23 protein-coding genes are annotated in these 18012 nt (G+C 73.2%); 10 read left to right on the forward strand and 13 right to left on the reverse strand.

Translation table 11 applies throughout. The features are described from left to right. Positions 1 to 15 precede the first annotated feature (15 nt). Positions 16 to 243: a DUF6158 family protein gene (locus Nocox_RS13790; RefSeq protein WP_020544402.1), complete on the forward strand. Its 228-nt coding sequence runs from the start codon at positions 16 to 18 to the stop codon at positions 241 to 243. Further along, a complete protein-coding gene (locus Nocox_RS13795; RefSeq protein WP_020544401.1) occupies positions 240 to 476 on the forward strand; it encodes a hypothetical protein in 237 nt (78 codons plus the stop codon). Before Nocox_RS13790 ends, Nocox_RS13795 begins: the two co-directional genes overlap by 4 nt. A 50-nt stretch (positions 477 to 526) precedes the next feature. Here Nocox_RS13795 and Nocox_RS13800 read toward each other — a convergent pair whose 3' ends face one another. Genes Nocox_RS13800 through Nocox_RS43005 form a run of 3 tightly spaced genes read right to left on the reverse strand, consistent with a single transcriptional unit; the run spans position 527 to position 2102 of the window. Next, complete coding sequence (locus tag Nocox_RS13800; RefSeq protein ID WP_020544400.1) at positions 527 to 688, reverse strand: hypothetical protein; 162 nt, start codon at positions 686 to 688, stop codon at positions 527 to 529. Further along, positions 685 to 1317: a sodium:solute symporter family transporter gene (locus Nocox_RS43000; RefSeq protein WP_020544399.1), complete on the reverse strand. Its 633-nt coding sequence runs from the start codon at positions 1315 to 1317 to the stop codon at positions 685 to 687. The genes Nocox_RS13800 and Nocox_RS43000 overlap by 4 nt, the downstream gene beginning before the upstream one ends. Next, complete coding sequence (locus Nocox_RS43005; RefSeq protein ID WP_246649786.1) at positions 1314 to 2102, reverse strand: sodium:solute symporter family transporter; 789 nt, start codon at positions 2100 to 2102, stop codon at positions 1314 to 1316. Before Nocox_RS43005 ends, Nocox_RS43000 begins: the two co-directional genes overlap by 4 nt. Positions 2103 to 2200: 98 nt before the next feature. Here Nocox_RS43005 and Nocox_RS13810 point away from each other — a divergent pair, with 98 nt between their 5' ends. Next, a complete protein-coding gene (locus Nocox_RS13810) occupies positions 2201 to 2653 on the forward strand; it encodes a D-glutamate cyclase family protein (RefSeq protein ID WP_020544396.1) in 453 nt (150 codons plus the stop codon). On the opposite strand, the gene Nocox_RS13815 is transcribed toward Nocox_RS13810, so the two are convergent. Together Nocox_RS13815 and Nocox_RS13820 are read right to left on the reverse strand one after the other, a co-directional pair. Then, positions 2616 to 3191, reverse strand: a complete 576-nt coding sequence (locus Nocox_RS13815) for a P-loop nucleotide/nucleoside kinase family protein (protein WP_020544395.1) — start codon at positions 3189 to 3191, stop codon at positions 2616 to 2618. The two genes, Nocox_RS13810 and Nocox_RS13815, sit on opposite strands and share 38 nt — an antisense overlap. Before the next feature lie 31 nt (positions 3192 to 3222). Further along, positions 3223 to 4131: a phosphotriesterase family protein gene (locus Nocox_RS13820; protein ID WP_020544394.1), complete on the reverse strand. Its 909-nt coding sequence runs from the start codon at positions 4129 to 4131 to the stop codon at positions 3223 to 3225. A gap of 159 nt (positions 4132 to 4290) precedes the next feature. Between Nocox_RS13820 and Nocox_RS13825 the strand changes: the two genes are divergently transcribed. Further along, positions 4291 to 4746 (forward strand): TIGR02611 family protein, encoded by a 456-nt coding sequence (locus Nocox_RS13825; protein WP_020544393.1) that lies wholly within the window; start codon positions 4291 to 4293, stop codon positions 4744 to 4746. A 27-nt stretch (positions 4747 to 4773) separates the two neighbouring features. Here the strand turns inward: Nocox_RS13825 and Nocox_RS13830 are convergent, their stop codons facing one another. Beyond that, positions 4774 to 5094, reverse strand: coding sequence for a GroES family chaperonin (locus Nocox_RS13830; protein WP_020544392.1), 321 nt, complete (start codon positions 5092 to 5094; stop codon positions 4774 to 4776). 63 nt (positions 5095 to 5157) lie between these two features. Between Nocox_RS13830 and Nocox_RS13835 the strand changes: the two genes are divergently transcribed. Then, positions 5158 to 5721, forward strand: coding sequence for a DUF1349 domain-containing protein (locus Nocox_RS13835; RefSeq protein WP_020544391.1), 564 nt, complete (start codon positions 5158 to 5160; stop codon positions 5719 to 5721). Between the two features lie 6 nt (positions 5722 to 5727). Here Nocox_RS13835 and Nocox_RS13840 read toward each other — a convergent pair whose 3' ends face one another. Continuing rightward, positions 5728 to 6672 carry an endonuclease/exonuclease/phosphatase family protein gene (locus Nocox_RS13840; protein ID WP_020544390.1) on the reverse strand — a complete coding sequence of 315 codons (945 nt, stop codon included), beginning with the start codon at positions 6670 to 6672 and terminating at the stop codon, positions 5728 to 5730. Positions 6673 to 6725: 53 nt separating this feature from the next. On the opposite strand from Nocox_RS13840, the gene Nocox_RS13845 reads away from it, so the two are divergent. After that, positions 6726 to 7979, forward strand: coding sequence for an ArgE/DapE family deacylase (locus Nocox_RS13845; RefSeq protein WP_033409681.1), 1254 nt, complete (start codon positions 6726 to 6728; stop codon positions 7977 to 7979). Here Nocox_RS13845 and Nocox_RS43010 read toward each other — a convergent pair. From Nocox_RS43010 to Nocox_RS13865, 4 genes are all read right to left on the reverse strand, one after another. Then, entirely contained in the window at positions 7930 to 9225 is a 1296-nt protein-coding gene (locus Nocox_RS43010) for an FAD-dependent oxidoreductase (RefSeq protein WP_020544388.1), read from the reverse strand. The genes Nocox_RS13845 and Nocox_RS43010 overlap by 50 nt on opposite strands. A gap of 122 nt (positions 9226 to 9347) precedes the next feature. Next, positions 9348 to 10154 (reverse strand): ABC transporter ATP-binding protein, encoded by an 807-nt coding sequence (locus Nocox_RS13855; protein ID WP_020544387.1) that lies wholly within the window; start codon positions 10152 to 10154, stop codon positions 9348 to 9350. Further along, complete coding sequence (locus Nocox_RS13860) at positions 10154 to 11161, reverse strand: FecCD family ABC transporter permease (RefSeq protein WP_020544386.1); 1008 nt, start codon at positions 11159 to 11161, stop codon at positions 10154 to 10156. The genes Nocox_RS13855 and Nocox_RS13860 overlap by 1 nt, the downstream gene beginning before the upstream one ends. Next, positions 11158 to 12255: a FecCD family ABC transporter permease gene (locus tag Nocox_RS13865; RefSeq protein ID WP_020544385.1), complete on the reverse strand. Its 1098-nt coding sequence runs from the start codon at positions 12253 to 12255 to the stop codon at positions 11158 to 11160. The genes Nocox_RS13860 and Nocox_RS13865 overlap by 4 nt, the downstream gene beginning before the upstream one ends. An 86-nt stretch (positions 12256 to 12341) precedes the next feature. Here Nocox_RS13865 and Nocox_RS13870 point away from each other — a divergent pair, with 86 nt between their 5' ends. Then, positions 12342 to 13361, forward strand: coding sequence for an ABC transporter substrate-binding protein (locus Nocox_RS13870; protein ID WP_020544384.1), 1020 nt, complete (start codon positions 12342 to 12344; stop codon positions 13359 to 13361). A 10-nt stretch (positions 13362 to 13371) separates the two neighbouring features. On the opposite strand, the gene Nocox_RS13875 is transcribed toward Nocox_RS13870, so the two are convergent. Both Nocox_RS13875 and Nocox_RS13880 read right to left on the reverse strand, forming a co-directional pair. After that, positions 13372 to 15798, reverse strand: a complete 2427-nt coding sequence (locus Nocox_RS13875) for a helicase-associated domain-containing protein (RefSeq protein ID WP_020544383.1) — start codon at positions 15796 to 15798, stop codon at positions 13372 to 13374. 78 nt (positions 15799 to 15876) lie between these two features. Then, entirely contained in the window at positions 15877 to 16380 is a 504-nt protein-coding gene (locus tag Nocox_RS13880; protein ID WP_020544382.1) for an ATP-binding protein, read from the reverse strand. A gap of 222 nt (positions 16381 to 16602) precedes the next feature. Here Nocox_RS13880 and Nocox_RS13885 point away from each other — a divergent pair, with 222 nt between their 5' ends. From Nocox_RS13885 to Nocox_RS13895, 3 genes are all read left to right on the forward strand, one after another. Further along, positions 16603 to 17424 (forward strand): helix-turn-helix domain-containing protein, encoded by an 822-nt coding sequence (locus Nocox_RS13885; RefSeq protein WP_020544381.1) that lies wholly within the window; start codon positions 16603 to 16605, stop codon positions 17422 to 17424. After that, positions 17425 to 17661 (forward strand): DUF397 domain-containing protein, encoded by a 237-nt coding sequence (locus tag Nocox_RS13890; protein WP_020544380.1) that lies wholly within the window; start codon positions 17425 to 17427, stop codon positions 17659 to 17661. Positions 17662 to 17749: 88 nt separating this feature from the next. Beyond that, entirely contained in the window at positions 17750 to 18007 is a 258-nt protein-coding gene (locus Nocox_RS13895) for a hypothetical protein (protein ID WP_020544379.1), read from the forward strand. Positions 18008 to 18012 lie beyond the last annotated feature (5 nt).

Raw genomic sequence — 18012 nt, forward strand, 5'->3', positions numbered from 1 at the left:
GGTAGAGGGGACCCCATGACGACGATGGGAATAGATCCGGCCCAGCTCGGCGACGAGGACCTGATCCGCGAGCTGCGCCAGCTCCACCTCACCCGGAGCGACACGTTCTTCCACGGCTCCGACGACGCCCTGTCCCGCCACACCTCCCGGACGAACGAGCTGGAGTCCGAGTACCTGCGCAGGTACCCGGAGCGGGAGGTGGATCCCGAGCGGCTGCGGGAGGGGGCGAGGCAGCGGTCATGAGCGAGGGCCACGACGTCCAGGAACTGTCCGACGTCGACATCCACGTGTACGAGGCCGTCGCCTCCAGCGTGGTCGAGACGGGAGGAGCGAGGCTCGACACGCTGGTGCGTACCTCCGGCCTGGAGGAGGGCGAGCTGCGGGCGAGCCTGGCGACGCTGATCGAGGAGGGGTACGTCGTCCCCCGGGGCGACGGCTACGGGCTGGGGCCCCACACGTTCGAGGTCGAGTACTGATCGACATATGAGGCCCGGGGCACGGCCCCGGGCCTGTCCGGGTGCGGCGCTCAGATGTGGCGGGTGCGGGCCCAGATGACGAACAGGCCGCCGAAGACGGACATGGCCAGCCCGGTCCAGAGGTTCACCGCCGCGCCCGCCACCCCGGCGACGATCAGGATCACGCCGTAGACCAGGAAGAGCCCGCCGATCACCATGCGGATGTCGCTCACAGGATCACCCCGTACATCGCGGCGGCCAGCACGACCGCGCCCACGCCCAGCACGACCGGCGACCGGTACCACCTGCGGTCACCGGCCGGCGCGTCGTCCTCCAGGTCCACCGCGCTGAGCCCCCATGCCAGCCCGCGCAGCTCCTCCTCCGGTTTCCGCGTGGTGACCAGCGTGACCACCACGGACACCAGCACGTCCACGACGAAGGCGATGCCCGCGCCCCAGAAGCCGGCGTTCAGCTCGGTGCCGAAGTCGATCACCCCGGCCTTGTACAGCACGTACGACGCGAACGCGGCCAGCGTCCCCGCCAGCAGCCCCCAGAAACCGGCCCACGGCGTCATCCGCCGCCAGAACAGGCCGACGACGAACGTGGCGAACAGCGGCGCGTTGAAGAACGAGAACAGCGCCTGCAGGTAGTTCATGATGTTGGAGTAGCCGGCCGCGATGAAGGCGGTCCCGACGCCGAGCGCGACGCCGGCCACGGTCGCGATCCTGCCCACCCTCAGGTAGTGCCGGTCGTCGCGGCCCGGACGGACGTGCGCCGCCCAGATGTCGTTGGCGAAGACGGTGTTGAAGCCGCTGATGTTGGCCGCCATGCCCGCCATGAACGACGCCAGCAGCCCGGTCACCGCGATCCCCGAGCACGCCGTTCGGCAGCAGGTCGCGCATGAGCAGCGGGATCGAGTAGTTGTACGCCTGGCCCTTGCCGAGGTCGCTGAAGAGCACCAGCGCGATCATGCCGGGCAGCACCGTCACCAGCGGGATGAAGATCTTCGGGAACGCGGCCACGATCGGCGTCAGCCGGGCCGCGTTCGTGTTCCTGGCCGACAGGGCCCGCTGGATCTCGGCGAAGTTCGTCGTCCAGTAGCCGAACGACAGCACGAAGCCGAGCTCGAACACGATGCCGATCCAGTGCGCCTGCATGGGGTTCTGGCCGGCGGTGCCGGCCCAGGTGTGCAGGCCGGGCTCGCCGAGCGGGCTCTGGCGGATCCTGTCGGCCAGCCCGCTGATCCCGCCCACCTTGATCAGACCGAGCACGGTGAGGGGTGATCGCGTTCAGCAGCTGCGTCGCGCCGTTGAAGCGCCTGCGCAGGAACTCGGGGACGCTGCGCACCTTGGAGCGGTAGTAGAAGGGCATCATCACGATGCCGAGGAACACCATCGCGGGGACCGCGCCGATCCAGTAGTAGTGCACGGTCATCGCGCCGTACTGGGCGCCGTTGGCCGCCATGCCCAGGATCTCGATCGCGCCCAGGTTGGCCGAGACGAAGGCGAGGCCGGTGATCCAGGCCGGCAGGCCGCGTCCGGCCAGGAAGAAGTCCAGGCTGGAGCTGATCCTTTTGCGGGCGGCGATGCCGATGGCGAGCACGGTCGCGGAGTAGAGGGTGATGAGCACGTAGTCGAGGAGGTTCACATCGAGCCGTACGGCGAGACCCGCTACCCCGTGAGACACGGACTTCACGCCCGCTTGTGAGGTGGACCACCTGACCTGCGCCGACCTACTGTCAAGGGGTGGAGGACGTCGCCGAACTGAGCCCCGCGCAGGCCCGGGAGCGCTTCCGCGCCGGCGGGCGGGCGCCCACCGCCGGCTGGTGCCGGGGCTGGACGCAGGCCAACCTCATCGCGGTGCCCGCGGCGCTGCGCTACGACCTGCTGCTGTTCGCCCACCACAACCCGGGGGCCTGCCCGGTGCTCGACGTGGGGGAGCCGGGCGCGTGCTCGACCGCGCTGTTCGGCGGCGACCTGCGCACCGCCGTCGAGGTGAGCGGCCGCTACCCGCGCGTGCACGGCGCGCCCGTGCACGTGGGCGACCCCGCCGGGCTCGGCATCGGCGACCTCGCCCGGCCGGACTTCGGCGACGCGGTCGAGGTGCGCGACGGCGAGGTGCCGCTGTTCTGGGCGTGCGGGGTGACGCCGCAGGCGGCGGCTACCACGGCGGTGGCTGCCCGACGCCTGCCGCCGTGAGCTGGTCGGCGATCGGGCGGGCCCCGGGCCGGTTGTCGATCTCCAGGTGGGGCACCACCGGCGGCTCGTCCACGCGGATGTCGCGCAGGTAGCGGGCGAAGTCCGCGAGCTTGCCCGCGTCCCTGGCGTGGCCGCGGGCCGTGAGGCGGGCGCGCAGCGTCGGGCCGTCGGAACGCACCCACAGCAGACGCACCGGCGCGCCGCCCAGCTCCGCCACCCACTCCGCCCACCGCTCCGCGTCGTGCACCTGCGTGGTGAACGGGCCGTCGAGCAGCACCGGGCAGCCGTGGCCGCGGATCTGGCGGGCCAGCCGGGTCAGGCCCGCGTACTCGAAGCGCTTGACGTGCTCGTCGTACCAGGGGCCCTCGCGCTCGCCGCCGGGACGGCCGTGCGCGCGCAGGACCTCGGCCACGAAGTCGCCGTAGACGGTGTCCTTGTCGAGCAGGGCGGGCACGGGGGACAGGCGGGCCAGCAGCTCGGCGGCCACCGTGGACTTGCCCGCGCCCGGCGGTCCGCTGATCACCCACACCGCGGTCATGGGACCCACCGTAGCGGCCGGGCGAACGGGGTCAGCCGGAGCCGGAGGTCAGCCAGCGGAGGGGGTTGTCGCGGGTGACGAGGCGGATCGTGTCCTCGGCGGTGCCGGCCTCGCGCAGGCGCGGCAGCAGGGCGTGGAACAGGTGGGCGTACCCGTGGCCGTCGTACTTGCGGAGCTGGGCGACGCGGCTGAGGCCCGAGCTGAGCAGCAGCCGTCCGGCGTGGCCGTCCTCGATGAGGGCGAGGGCGATCCTGGCCGTCTGGTCGGCGCCGAGGCCGAGGGCGCCGAGGCTCACGTACGCGCCCGCCTCGGCGATCTTGCGGGCGCCGCCCACGTCGGTGCCGGCGTAGCCGACGGCCACCCGCGCGGCGGGCAGGCCGCGGCCGAGCAGGATCTCCAGCAGGGCCGGGGCGTTGCGCCCGTGCGTGGCGACGGGCAGCCGGGACTGCAGCGCGGCGTGGGCGGCGGCGATCAGGCACCGCTCCTCGCCCGCCGTGGGCTCGGGGCCCCAGGAGCCGACCTCGCCGATGACGCCGGGGAAGACGCCGGTGCCGTCGAGGCCGCTGGAGATCTCGTGCATGAGCCGCCGGGTGAGCTCCTCGACGCCTTCCTCGCGCACGCCCGTGAACGGTTCGGCGAACAGCCCGGTGGAGGCGATGACCGGCACCCGGCTGCCGGCCGCGGCGCGGGCCAGGGCGGCGGCGTCGCGGCCCATGCCCATGCAGGTGAGGTCCACCACGAGGCCGAGCTCGTCGGACTGGCGCAGCTCGCGCAGTTCGGCGATGACGGCCTGCTCCTCGTCGAGCCAGCGGTACGGGTCGGAGTCGACGCCGACGCCCCAGCGCAGGTCGGTGCGCAGGTGCTCGTGGGGGAGGACGGCGCCGGTGACGGCCGCGGCTCGTACGGGACCGGTGACGGTACGGAGCAGGACTTCGGGCATAGCAGACATTAACCGATATTTGCCGGAATGAGCTGATCAGCGGCCGTATTCAGCGGGAAATTTTACCGTTTGACATGTTTGGCGGGCTGCTAGTCGCTTGCAAGTGAACAGGCAGCCAGGCCCGTATCCTGGGGGACATACCGACTGCCGGGGGGAAATGTGCCGATTCAGAACGCCGACACCGGCGAAGCCGACGCTATCAAGGACGCGGCCGCCGGCCGTTCCGAGATGCCCGGACGCCGCGGCGGCATCCACGGCTGGCTCGACGGCATCCGCGCCACCCGCACCGGCGCGCTGACACTGAAGATCGTGATCGGCGTCATCGGAACGATCATGGTCGTGGGCGGGCTCATCATGGTGCCCTTCCCCGGCCCCGGCTGGCTCGTGGTCTTCGCCGGGCTCGCCGTGCTGGCCACGGAGTTCCACTGGGCGCACAAGCTGCTGGAGTTCGGGAAGCGCACCCTGCACGCCTGGACGCAGTGGTACAAGCGGCAGGGCTGGACCGTCCGCGTCGTCGTGCTGATCGTCACCGTGGCCGCGGCCGGCGTGATCGTCTACTTCGGGCTGCTCACGGTCGGCGTCGACGCCATCGAGGTGGCCCAGCGCTTCGTCTGAGCCGCCCGCGCGGGCGGGCCGCCGCCGTCAGAGGTAGAGGCCGGTGCCGTGGTCGGTCTCCTGCGTGGCCACCGCGTGCAGGTCGCGCTCGCGCATCACCAGATAGACCTGGGCGTGCACCTCGACCTCGAACTGGTCCTCGGGGTTGAACAGCACCTTGTCGCCCACCTTGACGGCGCGTACGTTCGTCCCGACGCCGCACACCTCGCCCCAGGCCAGCCGGTTGGCGAGCTTGACCGTGGCGGGGATGACGATGCCGGAGCCGCTGCGCCGCTCCTCCGCCTCCGCCTCCAGCTTGATCATGACCCGGTCGTGCAGCATCTGAATCTCGAACTTGGGCTGTTCCACGGCTCAAGTCTATGAGCAGCCGCGCCCCTGGACTTCCGGTACGCCCGCGGAGAGGATGAAGCCATGATCACGGCCTTCGGCGGATCCGGCTGGCAGTGGCTCAACGCTCCCCGCGAATGGAGCACCGACGACGGGCTCACCCTCGTCTGCGAACCGGGCACCGACCTGTGGAACGCCACCCACTACGGCTACACCTACGACACCGCGCACCTGTTCGGCCGCACCGTCCCCGGCGACCTGCGCCTGACGGTGACCTTCGCCGCCGCGTACGCCGAGCAGTACGACCAGGCCGGCGCGATCCTCAGGATCGGCGGCGACGACTGGATCAAGGCCGGCGTGGAGTACGTCGACGGCGCCTTCCACCTCAGCACGGTCGTGACCAGGACGTTCTCCGACTGGTCGGTGCTGCCGCTGGGCCGGGCGGCCGACCGGGTGAGCATCGGCCTGGAGCGGGAGGGCGACGCCGTCACCGTCCGCTACGGGCTGGACGGCGAGCCGCCGGAGACCCTGCTGCGGCTGGCCTACTTCCCGCCGGGCGAGCCCGCGCTGGCCGGCGCGATGGCCGCGGCCCCCACCGGCAAGGGCTTCGCCGCCCGCTTCCACGAGGTCGCGATCAGCCAGGGCTGAGCCGGGTCAGGGCAGGGCGAGCTCGGCGAAGACGGGACGGTGGTCGGTGCGGCGCAGCGAGAGCACCGCGAAGTCGCGCACCGCCATCCGCCTGTCGGCCAGCACGTGGTCGATCGCGACCCCGGGCAGCCACTCCCGCGACCCCTCCTGCGGCCAGGTCGCGGTGAGGCCGTGGCCCATGACGTCGGCCGCGTCCCGGTAGCCGGCCGCCAGCAGCGCGCGCATCGGCAGGTGGTCGAGCGTGGCGTTGAAGTCCCCGGCCAGCACGCGCAGCGTGCCGCCCCCGCGCGGCAGCGCGTCCAGCCCGCCCCGCCAGCAGGGCTGGCGGCCGTACCGTTTGGGCGCGCACGGGTGCACCGAGACGACCTCCACCCGGGCGCCGCCGGGATGCCGCAGAAAGGCTCTGGCCTGTCCGAACCCGCCCAGCTCGATGGCGGGGCCGGCGGTGAGGGGGTGCCGGGCGTACACGGCGGACCCGCCGACGCCCTCGCGGGCCCGCGTCACCGCGTACGGCAGCGCCTCGCGCACCCCCGCCTCCTCCAGCCGCTCCATGGCGGCGGGCGTGAACTCCTGGAGGGCCAGCACGTCCGGCCGCAGCCGCCGGACCAGGCCCATCAGCTCCGCCGTGTCGGCCCGCCCGACCAGCAGGTTGGCGGCCAGCACCCGCAGGGCGGGCCCGCCGGCCGCGCCGCCAGGGGGCGGGCCGCCGTCGGGCAGGGCGCGCGGCAGCACCGCCGCGCCCAGCACCACCAGCGCCAAGAACGCCACCACGCCCGCGACCGGCCGGCGCAGCGCCAGCGCGAGCAGCCCGCCCAGCGCCGCCGCCCCCGCCGCGTACGGCGTGTACGCCACCACCGGCACCCACGGCCAGTCCGGCTCGAACCCGCTCGCCCGCACCGCCGCCCACAGGGCGAAGGGCGTCACCGCGATCCAGCTCACCCATGTCCGCACGACCTGTATCGCCCTGAGGCCCGCGACGGGTTCACTGCCCTAGGGTGTGCTCCATGCACGACGTGGAAGCCAGAGTCCTCGACGCCATCGACGAGGCCGAGACCGTCAGCCTGCTCGCCGAGACCGTACGGGTCCCCAGCGTCACGGGCACCGACGCCGAGTCCGAGTTGCAGCACCGTTTCGCCCGCCTGCTCGACGAGGCCGGCATGGACGTCGACGTGTGGAAGCTCGACCTGCCCGGCCTGACCGCGAGGCCCGGCTTCCCGGGCACCGAGGCGCCGCGCTCCGAGGGCTACGGCGTCGCCGCCGTGACCCCGGGCGAGGGCCCGCCGGCGCTGGCGCTCCAGGGCCACGTGGACGTCGTCCCCACCGGCGACCTGGCCAAGTGGGCGGGCAGCGACCCGTTCTCGGCCAGGATCGAGGGCGACGTGCTCTACGGCCGGGGCGCCTGCGACATGAAGGCCGGCCTGGTCGCCAACCTGGCGGTCGCCAGGGCCGTGCGCCGCGCCGGGGTGCGGCTGGCCAGGCCGCTCGCGGTGCACTGCGTGATCAGCGAGGAGGACGGCGGGCTCGGCGCGTTCGCCACCCTCGCGCGGGGCCACACGGCCGAGGCGGCGGTCATCACCGAGCCGACCAGCGGCGCGATCATCACGGCGAACGCGGGCGCGCTGACCTTCCGGCTGGAGATCGCCGGCCGGGCCGCGCACGGCGCCACCCGCTACGAGGGCGTCAACGCGGTCGAGGCGTTCTGGCCGGTGTTCGAGGCGATCCGGCGGCTGGAGGCCGAGCGCAACCGGGACGCGCACACGCTGTTCGGCGGCAACCCGATGCCCTACCCGATCGAGATCGGCGTCGTCCGCGCCGGCGACTGGGCCAGCACCGTGCCCGACCTGCTGGTCGCCGAGGGCCGGCTGGGCGTGCGGCTGGACGAGGACCCGGCGGCGGCGCGGGCGGCGTTCGAGGAGGCGGTCGCCGAGGTCGCGCACCCGTGGCTGCGGGACAACCCGCCCGCGGTGAGCTGGCCGGGCGGCCAGTTCGCCAGCGGGCGGCTGCCGGCCGGGCACGAGCTGCTCGGCCAGGTCGCGGGGGCGGTCGCCGACGTGACCGGCGCGCGCCCGGCCGAGTCGGCCGCCCCCTACGGCAGCGACCTGCGCCTGTACGCCGCCGGCGGCATCCCGACCCTGCACTACGGCCCCGGCGACGTGCGCCACGCCCACGCCCCGAGGGAGCAGGTGGACCTGGGCGAGCTGCGCGCGGTCACGCGGGCACTGGCACTGCTCGTGGTGCGCCGCTGCGGAGCACTCTGAGCAGCGCGGGCGGGCTCATGAGCGCGGGCGGCGGATCGTACAGGTGCGCCACCCGCAGGAACCTCCTGGCCAGCTCCGGGTCGTGCGCGGCCGCGGCGAGGAGACGCCCCAGATAGGCGTTGACCATCCGCGTCCGCGCCGGCGGCTCGCCCGCGACCACGGGCAGCCTCAGGTCGCCGCCGACCGTGATCTCCCAGGGGGCGTCCACGATCCGCGCGACGCGCCGGAAGAACGCCCGCGGCGTCAGCTCCGCCTCCAGCAGGACCTTCGCCTCCAGGGCGGCGACCGTCATGCCCTGGCCGTAGAGCGGGTTGAACGCGCACACGGCGTCGCCGGTCACCAGCAGCCCCTCGGGGAAGCGGGTCAGCCGCTCGTAGCGCCGCCTGATCCCGGCCGGGGTGTGGTACGCCCGCGGCTCCCCGACCGGCTCGGCGGCCGCGAGCAGGTGCCGCAGGTCGGGGGCGGGCAGCGTGTCCGCGAACGCGGCGAACTCCGGCAGGGTGGGGCCGGGGGCCTCGCCGTAGCCGCCCATCGTGACGATCCAGCGGTCGTCCTCCAGCGCCAGCGCCACCCCGAACCGCGGGCGTTCCGGGGTGGGGCCGATGATGACGAGCAGGTCGCCGTCCGCGTCGCCGGGGCGGCGGCGGAACTCGCGGGTGCCGTAGCGCAGGTCGAGGGCGACGCGGTCCTCGCGGGGCGGCCGGTAGCCCAGCTCGCCGAGCCAGAGCGGGGTGCGCGAGCCCCGGCCTGAGGCGTCCACGACGAGGTCGGCGGGCAGCGGCTCCCCGTCGGCCAGGCGTACGCCCGTGACCCGGCCCTCCTGGGCGAGCAGGCCGGTGACCGCGCGTCCGGCCGTCAACCGGACCCCCGGCATGGCCGCGACCCTGCGTCTCACCTGGCCTTCGAGCAGTGGCCGGCTCATCAGCAGGCCGTCCAGGCCGCCGCCGGGGCCGCGGGCCAGCCGGTGCCCGTCGTGCACGTTGCGCCCCTGGCTCATGGGGTCGCACGGCAGCGCTCCCCGCGCGACCAGCTCGGCCGAGAGGCCGGGCAGCAGTTCGTTCAGGGCCGCGCAGCCCTTGGCGAGCAGGCCGTGGGCGTGGCGGCTCTGCCCGGTGCCTTTCCTGTGGGCGTCCGCCGCGGGCAGCGTGTCCCGGTCGAGCACCGTGACCTTGGCGAACAGGCGGTGCAGCGCGGCGGCGGAGAGCAGCCCCGCCATGCTGGCGCCGATGACGACGGCGTGGTCCATTGGTCTTCCCCCTGAGGTCGTGTCACGTCATCCGGGCAGAAGGGTCGCCCGTGCGGCGGCGCCGTTCCACGTCTTTTGGCGCGTTCCGCGACGTTCCATCCAGAAGGAAAGCCGGACTCGGGTCAGCCGGTGGAGGCGGAGACGCGGCGGCGCGCCTCCGGGACGATGAGCGGGGTGCCCGACTGCGGATCGACGATGATCTCGCAGCGGAGCTCGAAGACCTCGTGGACCAGCTCGGGGGTGACGATCTCGCGAGGATCGCCCCGGGCCACGATCCGGCCGGCGCGCATGACGATGAGGTGGGTCGCGTACCGGCACGCCTGGTTCAGGTCGTGCAGCACCGCCACCATCGTGCGGCCCTCCTCGTGCAGGTCGGCGCAGAGGTCGAGCACCTCGATCTGGTGGGAGATGTCCAGGAACGTGGTCGGCTCGTCCAGCAGCAGGATCGGCGTCTCCTGCGCCAGCGCCATGGCCAGCCACACACGCTGCCGCTGACCGCCGGACAGCTCGTCCACGATGCGGTCGGCCAGCCCGGCGACGTCCGTGGCGCGCATCGCCTCGGTGACGGCCGTCTCGTCGGCCTTCGACCACTGCCGCATGAGCTTCTGGTGCGGGTAGCGGCCCCGGGCCACCAGGTCGGCCACGGTGATGCCGTCCGGCACGATCGAGGTCTGCGGCAGCAGCCCGAGCCGGCGCGCGACCTCCTTCGACGGCAGCGAGGTGATCACGCTGCCGTCGAGGTGGACGGCGCCCGCCTTCGGCTTGAGCATCCGGGCCAGCGCGCGCAGCAGGGTGGACTTGCCGCACGCGTTCGGGCCGATGATCACGGTGAAGGACTCGTCGGGGATCGCCACGCTGAGGTCCGTGGCCACGACCCGCTGGTCGTAGGCGAGGGTGAGGCCGGCGCCTGACAGGCGTACGTCGGGCATCAGTGGCGGTCCTTTCGCAGGAGCAGGGCGAGGTACGTGCCGCCGATGGCGGCGGTCAGCACCCCGACGGGTAGCTGGGTGGGCGCGAGCAGCCGCTGGGCGGCGAGGTCGGCGCCGGTCAGCAGCACAGCGCCCATCAGCGCCGAGGCGCCCATGGTGACGCCGGGAGAGCGGGTGATCCGCCGGGCGAGCTGCGGAGCGGCGAGCGCGACGAAGACGACCGGGCCGGCGGCGGCGGTCGCCACGCCGGACAGCAGCACGCCGGCCGCGATCGCGACCGCGCGCACCGGCTCGACCCTGATGCCCATGGCCTTGGCCGCGTCGTCGCCCATCTCCAGCATGCGCATCGGGCGGGACAGGGCCACGCACACCGGCACCAGCACGGCCAGCGCCAGCCCGACCGGGCGCGCGTGGTCCCAGCCGCGCCCGCTCAGGCTGCCGGTCAGCCAGGCCCCGGCGGTGGCGGCGTCGTTGATGTTGGCCCGGGTCAGCAGGTACGAGTTGACCGCGAGCAGCAGCGCGTTGGCCCCGATGCCCACGAGGACGAGCCGGTAGCCCTGCACGCCGCCGCGGAAGGCCAGCCCGTACACGAGGGCGGCGGTCAGCACGCAGCCGGCCAGCGCGCCGCCCGCGATCATCAGGGCCGAGCCGCCCGCGACGACCACGAGGATGCCGCCGGTCGAGGCCCCGGCGGTGAAGCCGATGAAGTCGGGGCTGCCGAGCGGGTTCCTGGTGAGCGACTGGAAGATCGCGCCGCTCAGCCCGAACGCCGCCCCGACCAGCAGCCCGGTCACCACGCGCGGCGCGCGGAGCTTGCTCACGATGAGCTCGGCGACCGGCGTGCCCTCGCCGAACAGCGCCTTGACGATGTCGGCGGCGGGCACGGCGAGCTCGCCGGTCGACAGCGCGGCCACGGTGACCCCGAAACCCACCAGGACCAGGCAGACGCCCACGATCATGGCGCGGGGCGCGAGCCGGATCGACCAGGGGCCGACGCGGACGTTCACAGCGCGGCCACCCGCCTGCGCCGGGCCAGCAGGATGAAGATCGGCGCGCCGATCACCGCCCACACGATTCCCACCTGCACCTCTCCAGGGCGGGCGATGAGGCGGCCCACCACGTCCGCGCCGAGCAGCAGCACCGGAGCGGCCAGCGCCGAGTACGGCAGCACCCACCGCTGGTCCGGCCCCACCAGGGCGCGCACCGCGTGCGGCACGATGAGCCCCACGAACCACAGCGGCCCGGCCGCCGCCGTGGCCGCCCCGCACAGCAGCGTGACGGCCACGCCGGTCAGCGCCCGGGTGCGGCCGATGGAGACGCCGAGCGCGCGGCCCGCGTCGTCGCCCAGCGCGAGCGCGTTGAGCGGCCGGGCCAGCGACAGGCCGAGGACCAGCCCCGCGACCATGAACGGCGCCAGCCTGACCAGCACGTCGGAGGTCTGCCCGGCCAGCGACCCGGTCAGCCAGAACCGCATCCGGTCGAAGGTCTGCTGGTCCATGCGCAGGATCGCCGAGGACAGGGCGGTGGCGACCATGCCGAGCGCGACGCCGGCCAGCGTGAGCCGGACCGGCCCGGACCCGGCCCGCCCTGAGGAGGCCAGGCCGTGGACCATGACGGCGGCCAGCGCGGCCCCGCCGAAGGCGAACCACACGTAGACCGCCGGGTCGCTGAGCCCGAACAGCCCGAGCGCCAGCGTGACGCCGAGCGCCGCGCCCTCGTTGATGCCCAGCAGGCCCGGGTCGGCGAGAGGGTTGCGGGTCAGGCTCTGCATGAGCGCGCCGGCCAGGCCGAGCGTGGCGCCCACGCCGAGGCCGAGCAGGGTGCGCGGCACGCGCAGCTCGCGGATGACCGTGTGGTCGTTGGAGCCGTCCGGGGCGAGGAAGGCGTCGATCACGGTGGAGAACGGCACCGGCCGCGCCCCGAGTGCGATGCTCGCCAGGACCACGAGGGCCAGCGCGGCCACGACGACCACGAGCCCGGCGACCAGCACCGGGGGCCGCGCCCACGAGGGCCGCCGGACGGACGCGTCCGGCTCGCCCGCCTGGCCGGAGCCCGGGCCGGACGCCGCGCGCCTCGCCGTCGTGTTCTCAGCCGGGCGCACCCGACCCCCTTCCGTCGCAGTCAAACTTAGGCAAGGCTAATCTAATGATTCGATAACCAGGCAAGCCTAACCTTAGAGGAGACCTCATGTCGGGACCGGTACTTGCGCGCAGGGGCTTCCTGTCGGCCACGGCAGGACTCGCGGCGGCCCTGGCACTGGCGGCGTGCGGCGGCGGCGGCACGACGGCCGCGCCGCAGGGCTCGGCCGCCCCCTCGGGCTCCGCGGCGCCCGCGCAGGGCTGGACCTTCACCGACGACCGGGACAAGAAGCTCGACCTGCCCAAGGTCCCCGCCAGGATCGTCGCCCAGGTCGGCTCCGCCGCCGCCCTGTGGGACTTCGGCGTGCGCCCCGTCGGCGTGTTCGGCCCCCACAAGCTGAAGGACGGCAGCAAGGACCCGCAGGTCGGCAACGTCGACATCACCCAGGTCCAGGGCCTCGGCAACGTCTGGGACGAGTTCAACGTCGAGCAGTACATCGCGCTCCAGCCCGACCTCCTGGTCAGCAACATGTACGTCAAGGGCACCCTCTGGTACGTGCCCGAGAAGTCCAAGGACACCATCGAGCAGGTCGCTCCGACGGCCGGCATCATGCTCACCGGCAAGAGCGCCACCGAGGTGATCTCCCGCTACGAGGAGCTGGCCAGGTCGCTCGGCGCCGACATGGCCGGCGTGCCCGAGGCCAAGGCCCGCATGGAGGCCGCGACCCAGGAGCTCGCCCAGTTCAAGGACCTCAAGATCCTCATGGTCTCGGGCGGCGCGGACGCCTTCTGGATCGTCAACCCGCCGGAGTACCCGGACATCAAGCACCTCACCGCGGCCGGTCTCAACGTCGTCACCCCGGAGAAGGTGGACGAGGGCGGCTTCTTCCAGACCCTCAGCTGGGAGAACGCCGACGAGTACGAGGCCGACGTCATCCTCTACGACACCCGCACCCAGGCGCTGAAGCCGGAGGAGATGATGAAGAAGCCCACCTTCGCCAAGCTCCCCGCCGTCAAGGCCGGCCAGCTCTACCCGTGGAGCGCCGAGGCCCCCTTCAGCTATCAGGGCTACGCGACCTTCCTGGAGGAGCTGGTCGCCAATTTGAAGAAGGCGAAGCCGCTCGGCTAGGAGCGGCCGGCTAGAACGCGCCCCGCACCTCGACGATCTCGGCGAGGGGGAACTCCAGGTAGTCGCCCGCCTCCTCGCACCAGGCGTCGAGCGCGCCGCCCTTCAGCTCGCCGTGGCTGATCGTGGCGGTCAGGCCGTCGGCGAGCGTGATGCCGGCCCGCACCCCGCGGTCGACGACGAACCCGAGCAGCGACTGCTGGGCCGTCGGCAGCCGGGTGGCCATGCGGCCGATCACCGCCCACGTCCGGCCGCTCCGCTCGGCCCCGGCCCGCCCGGCCGCCATCAGCCGCCGGGCGTGCTCGCGCGGGTCGGGCGGCGGCTCGGCCAGCAGGTGGGGCGGGGTCTCCAGTTCGGGGTCCGACAGCTCGGCCACCTGGCCGCCGGGCAGCAGGATCAGCTTGCCCGCGCCGGGCTCGGCGCCGTCGGCCAGCTCGGCGGGGCGGGTGCGGCGGATGGTGATCTCGCCGGTGTCGGAGACGGGCACCGGCGCGTAGCCGGCCTCGCGCAGCGCCGCGAGCGTGCGCTCGGCCCCGGCCGCGCTGACCAGCACGGTGGGGGCGAGCAGGCGCAGGCCCAGCCGGGTCAGCCGGCGGTGGGCGGTGATCTCGGCCAGCAGGGCGGGGTCGCCGGCCTGGATGACGCAGCCGACGGTGGTGACGGTGACCTCGCCGTGGCGGCGGGCGGTGTCGCGGACAAGGTATTCGAGCGGCTGCGGGATGGCGCCGACGGCGGCCAGCTCGTCGAGCAGCTCGTCGGCGTCGTGGCCGCGGTCGAGGGCGCGGCGCACGCTCTCGGCGGTGAAGCGCCACACCGAGGCCGCGCCGCGCGACTCGCGGTCGGCGACCCGGTCGAGCAGCGCGGCCAGCTCCGCCGAGGGCGGCCCGGTCACCACGGCGGTCAGGTCGGGGCCGAACAGGGCGCTGCGGCGCACGCTCGCCAGGGCCCGGGTGGAGACCTCGACGAGCACCGGGTCGTGCTCGACCATGGGGACGGAGTCGTCGCTCTCGTCGCCGGGGTGGGCGGTCAGCTCGGCGAGGGCGCGGCCGAGGTCGGTGAGCGCGCCGTTGACCAGCAGGCCGAGCAGGCTGGCCTCGTCGAGCGCGGCGGGGCCGCAGTCGAGCAGGAGCCTGCGCTCGATGAGCGGGGCGTGCCAGTGGACGGCGGCGAGCAGGCCGTCGCGGTCGGCGTAGGCGGTGCCGGCGGGCAGGCAGGCCAGCACCGGCAGCACCGCGCGGCGGACCCGGGCGACGGCGGCGCCCGCGGGGTCGTCGCCGAGCACCGTGCCGTAGCGGCCGTCGGACCTGCGCAGCGACGAGCGTTCCATGCGCCACCAGGCCGACAGCAGCACGCGCAGGCGGGCCGCGCCCTCGTCGAGCCGCCAGCGGTCGAACCGCTCGGTCGGGACCAGGCCGCCGGACTGCTCGTCCCAGGCCAGCAGGCGGGCCACCGTGCAGATCTCCAGCAGCAGGCGCGTCTCGTCCTCGTCGCAGCCGGTCTCCTTGGCCATCCTGCGCACCTCGCGCACGCCGACGCCGCCGGTCTTCAGCAGCGGCAGCGGGCTCTTGGAGGTGTTGTCGAGCAGGGCCGCGGCCCGCTCGACGACGTGCGGGGCGGCCAGCGTCATGAGGTGGTCGACCTCCTCGGGGTCGACCGGGATGGTGGGGACCTCGGGCGGCTCGGGCGCGAAGGGCGGGTGGTAGTCGGCGCCGCGCAGGCAGAGCGCCACCTCGCGGGGGATCTCGGCGACGTGCCAGCTCGGCCGGAACAGCAGGCCGTGGTCGGCGCACCACTTCTCGGGCGTGCCGGGCATCACGAAGCGGCCGCCGTCGACGGGCAGCGCGGGGCCGTCCCAGGCGAAGCGGTCGAGCAGGGCGGTGGTGCCGTCGGGGGCGTCGCGCAGCAGGCCGCGGACGCGGGTGGCGTCGCCGAGCGCCTCGGCCACGCGGGTGATCGTGCGGCGTTTGTGTCCCTGGGCGGGCAGGCCGAGGTTGCGGGCGAGGGCGCGCAGGGCGTCGTTGCTGATGGTCCAGGAGTTGAGGTAGTGGTCGAGCGGCTCGCCGAGGCCGAGCGGGGCGGCCCACCAGCGGGTGACGCCCTCGGCCAGGCGGATCACGCCGCCGTCGCCCGGCCAGGCGAGGGCGTGGTCGTAGAGGTGGCCGAGCCAGGGGTCCACCTCGGCGGGCGGGGCGTCGACGAAGGCGGCCAGGCGGCCGGCGGTGGGCAGGGGGAGGGCCAGCGCCGCCTCGGCGAGCTGGAGACAGGGGAGCGGGAGCCGCTGGAGGGTCTGCATCACGGCCAGGCCGTCGCCCAGGCGCTGGGCGAGGGTGTCGAGCCGGCGCGGCCACGGCGGCGCGATGGCGTCGGGCCTGTTCGCGAGGATGCGGGCAAGCCTGTCTTCGTCTAGTGTTCGCAGCCAGCCGAGCAGGTGATCTTCCATCTGTCAGCACTCTCATGGGGTCGCGCGCGGGACTCACCGTGAGCCATGAGCATCCACGGTAATGCAGATCACCCCCGGTCAGGAGAGGACTGCCCAGACGATCTTTCCGTGGGGGGCGAGGGCCGACCAGCCCCAGCGGAGACTGAGCGATTCGACGATGTGGAGTCCGAGGCCGCCGGTGTCAAGGGGGCCAGGGTATCGCAGCACCGGCACCGAGGCGCCTGGATCGGTGAAAGCGCTGGTCACCAGGGATCCCTGGCGGACCAGCGACATGTGGACGGGGCAGGAGCGGCACTGCTCGTCCAGGCGCAGGCCGTGGCGCAGCGCGTTGGTGGCCAGCTCCGAGACCACCAGCTCCATGTTCTCGGCGAGCTCGGAGAGCCCCCATCCGGCGAGGACGCCGGTGGTGTAGCTGCGGGCGGCGTGGACCGAGGCGAGGGTGGGGGGGAGCACGAACGTGGCGCTCACGGACGGGCCTGCGCCCAGCAGATCGCGAGCCGCCTCCGGCCACCAGCCGACCGGGGGCCACCAATCGAACGTGGTCCACTGGCTCGGCGCCGTGGTGGATTGCACGGTGATCATTCTGGGCCAAACTCTCGTGCAGGTGCAAGAGCGAATGCACGTGCAGACACTTCGTGCACACGCTACGGTTGCCCCCAAGTGGTCAATGAGGGGGAAAGGGGATCTTGTCCGCGGCCCATGATCTTTCGGCCGTGAAGTGACAGACTGTGTCGCGAGGAAACGACCAAGGAGCAGCACGTGTCCATTGATCCGCCCGGATCCGGTTCGACCGTTCGGCGCATCATGCTGGGGGCGAGTCTCAGGCGCCTGCGTGAGGCCAGCGGGCTCGACCGTGCACAGGCCGGATTCCACATCCGGGCGTCCGAGTCCAAGATCAGCCGGATGGAGCTCGGGCGCGTCGGATTCAAGACACGTGACGTGGAGGACCTGCTCACCCTGTACGGCGTCGTCGACGATGCCGAACGCCGAGCCCTGCTGGAGATGGTTCGCGAGGCCAACACCCCCGGGTGGTGGCACAAGTACTCCGCCGAGCTGCCCTCGTGGTTCACGACGTACGTGGGCCTGGAGGAGGCCGCGAGCGTGATCCGCACCTATGAGGTGCAGTTCGTGCCCGGCCTGCTGCAGACGGCCGCGTACGCGCGATCGGTCTACGAGCTGGGCAACCCCGATGCGAGCCGGGACGGCATCGAACGCCGCGTGCATGTGCGCATGCAGCGCCAGGAGCGCTTCACCCAGAAGGACGGCCCCAGGCTGTGGGCGGTCATCGACGAGGCGGCGCTCATGCGGACCATCGGCGGGCGGGAGGTCATGCGCGAGCAGCTCCAGCACCTGCTGGAAGTCGCCGCTCTGCCCAACATCACCATTCAGGTGATGCCCTTCAGGTACGGCAAGCACGCCGCCGAAGGGGGTGCGTTCAGCATCTTGCGGTTTCCCGAGTCCGACTTGTCGGACGTTGTCTACGTCGAGCAGCTCTGGGGTGCCCTGTACCTGGACAAGCGTGAGGACATCGACCCGTACCTCACGGCCATGGAGCAGTTGTGCGTGGAGAGCACCACGCCAGGAGGCACCGTCGAGCTCATCGGCGGTCTTCTCAGAAAGATGTAGATGAACCAGACCTACAACGGCATGCCCGCGACAGACCTGACCGAGGTCGCGTGGCGCAAGAGCCGCTACAGCAACTCGCAGGGCAACTGCGTCGAGCTCGCGGAGCTTCCCGACGGCGGGATCGCGGTGCGCAACTCACGCTTCCCCGACGGCCCCGCGCTCATCTATACCCGTGACGAGATCCGGGCCCTGGTGCTCGGGGTGAAGGACGGAGAGTTCGACGGCCTGCTCGTTTAACACGCTGTTCACAAACGGCGTGCCCGCTTAACGGCGGCGCGCCGACGGCGTAACCGCCCGGCCTCGTCGTTCGGCCAGGATTCACGTCATGCTCGACCAGATGACGCTGTATCCGATCGCCGACGACGTGCTGTTCGCGCCGGGCGGCAAGGTCGTGATCCGCACATATGGTGTCGCGCCCGCCGCCGCGGGCGCCTCCCTCTCGTACCGGACGTGGGTGACCGGCATCCGCGACCAGCCCCGCTACTGGCACTGGGGCCATTTCGAGGACGCCACCTCGGGGCACCGCCGGGTGCTGGAGTGGCTCACCGGCCGGGGGCCGCAGCCTTCCCAAGCGCTGGCCTGATCGCT

This window comes from Nonomuraea coxensis DSM 45129, from assembly GCF_019397265.1.
GTDB lineage: Bacteria > Actinomycetota > Actinomycetes > Streptosporangiales > Streptosporangiaceae > Nonomuraea > Nonomuraea coxensis.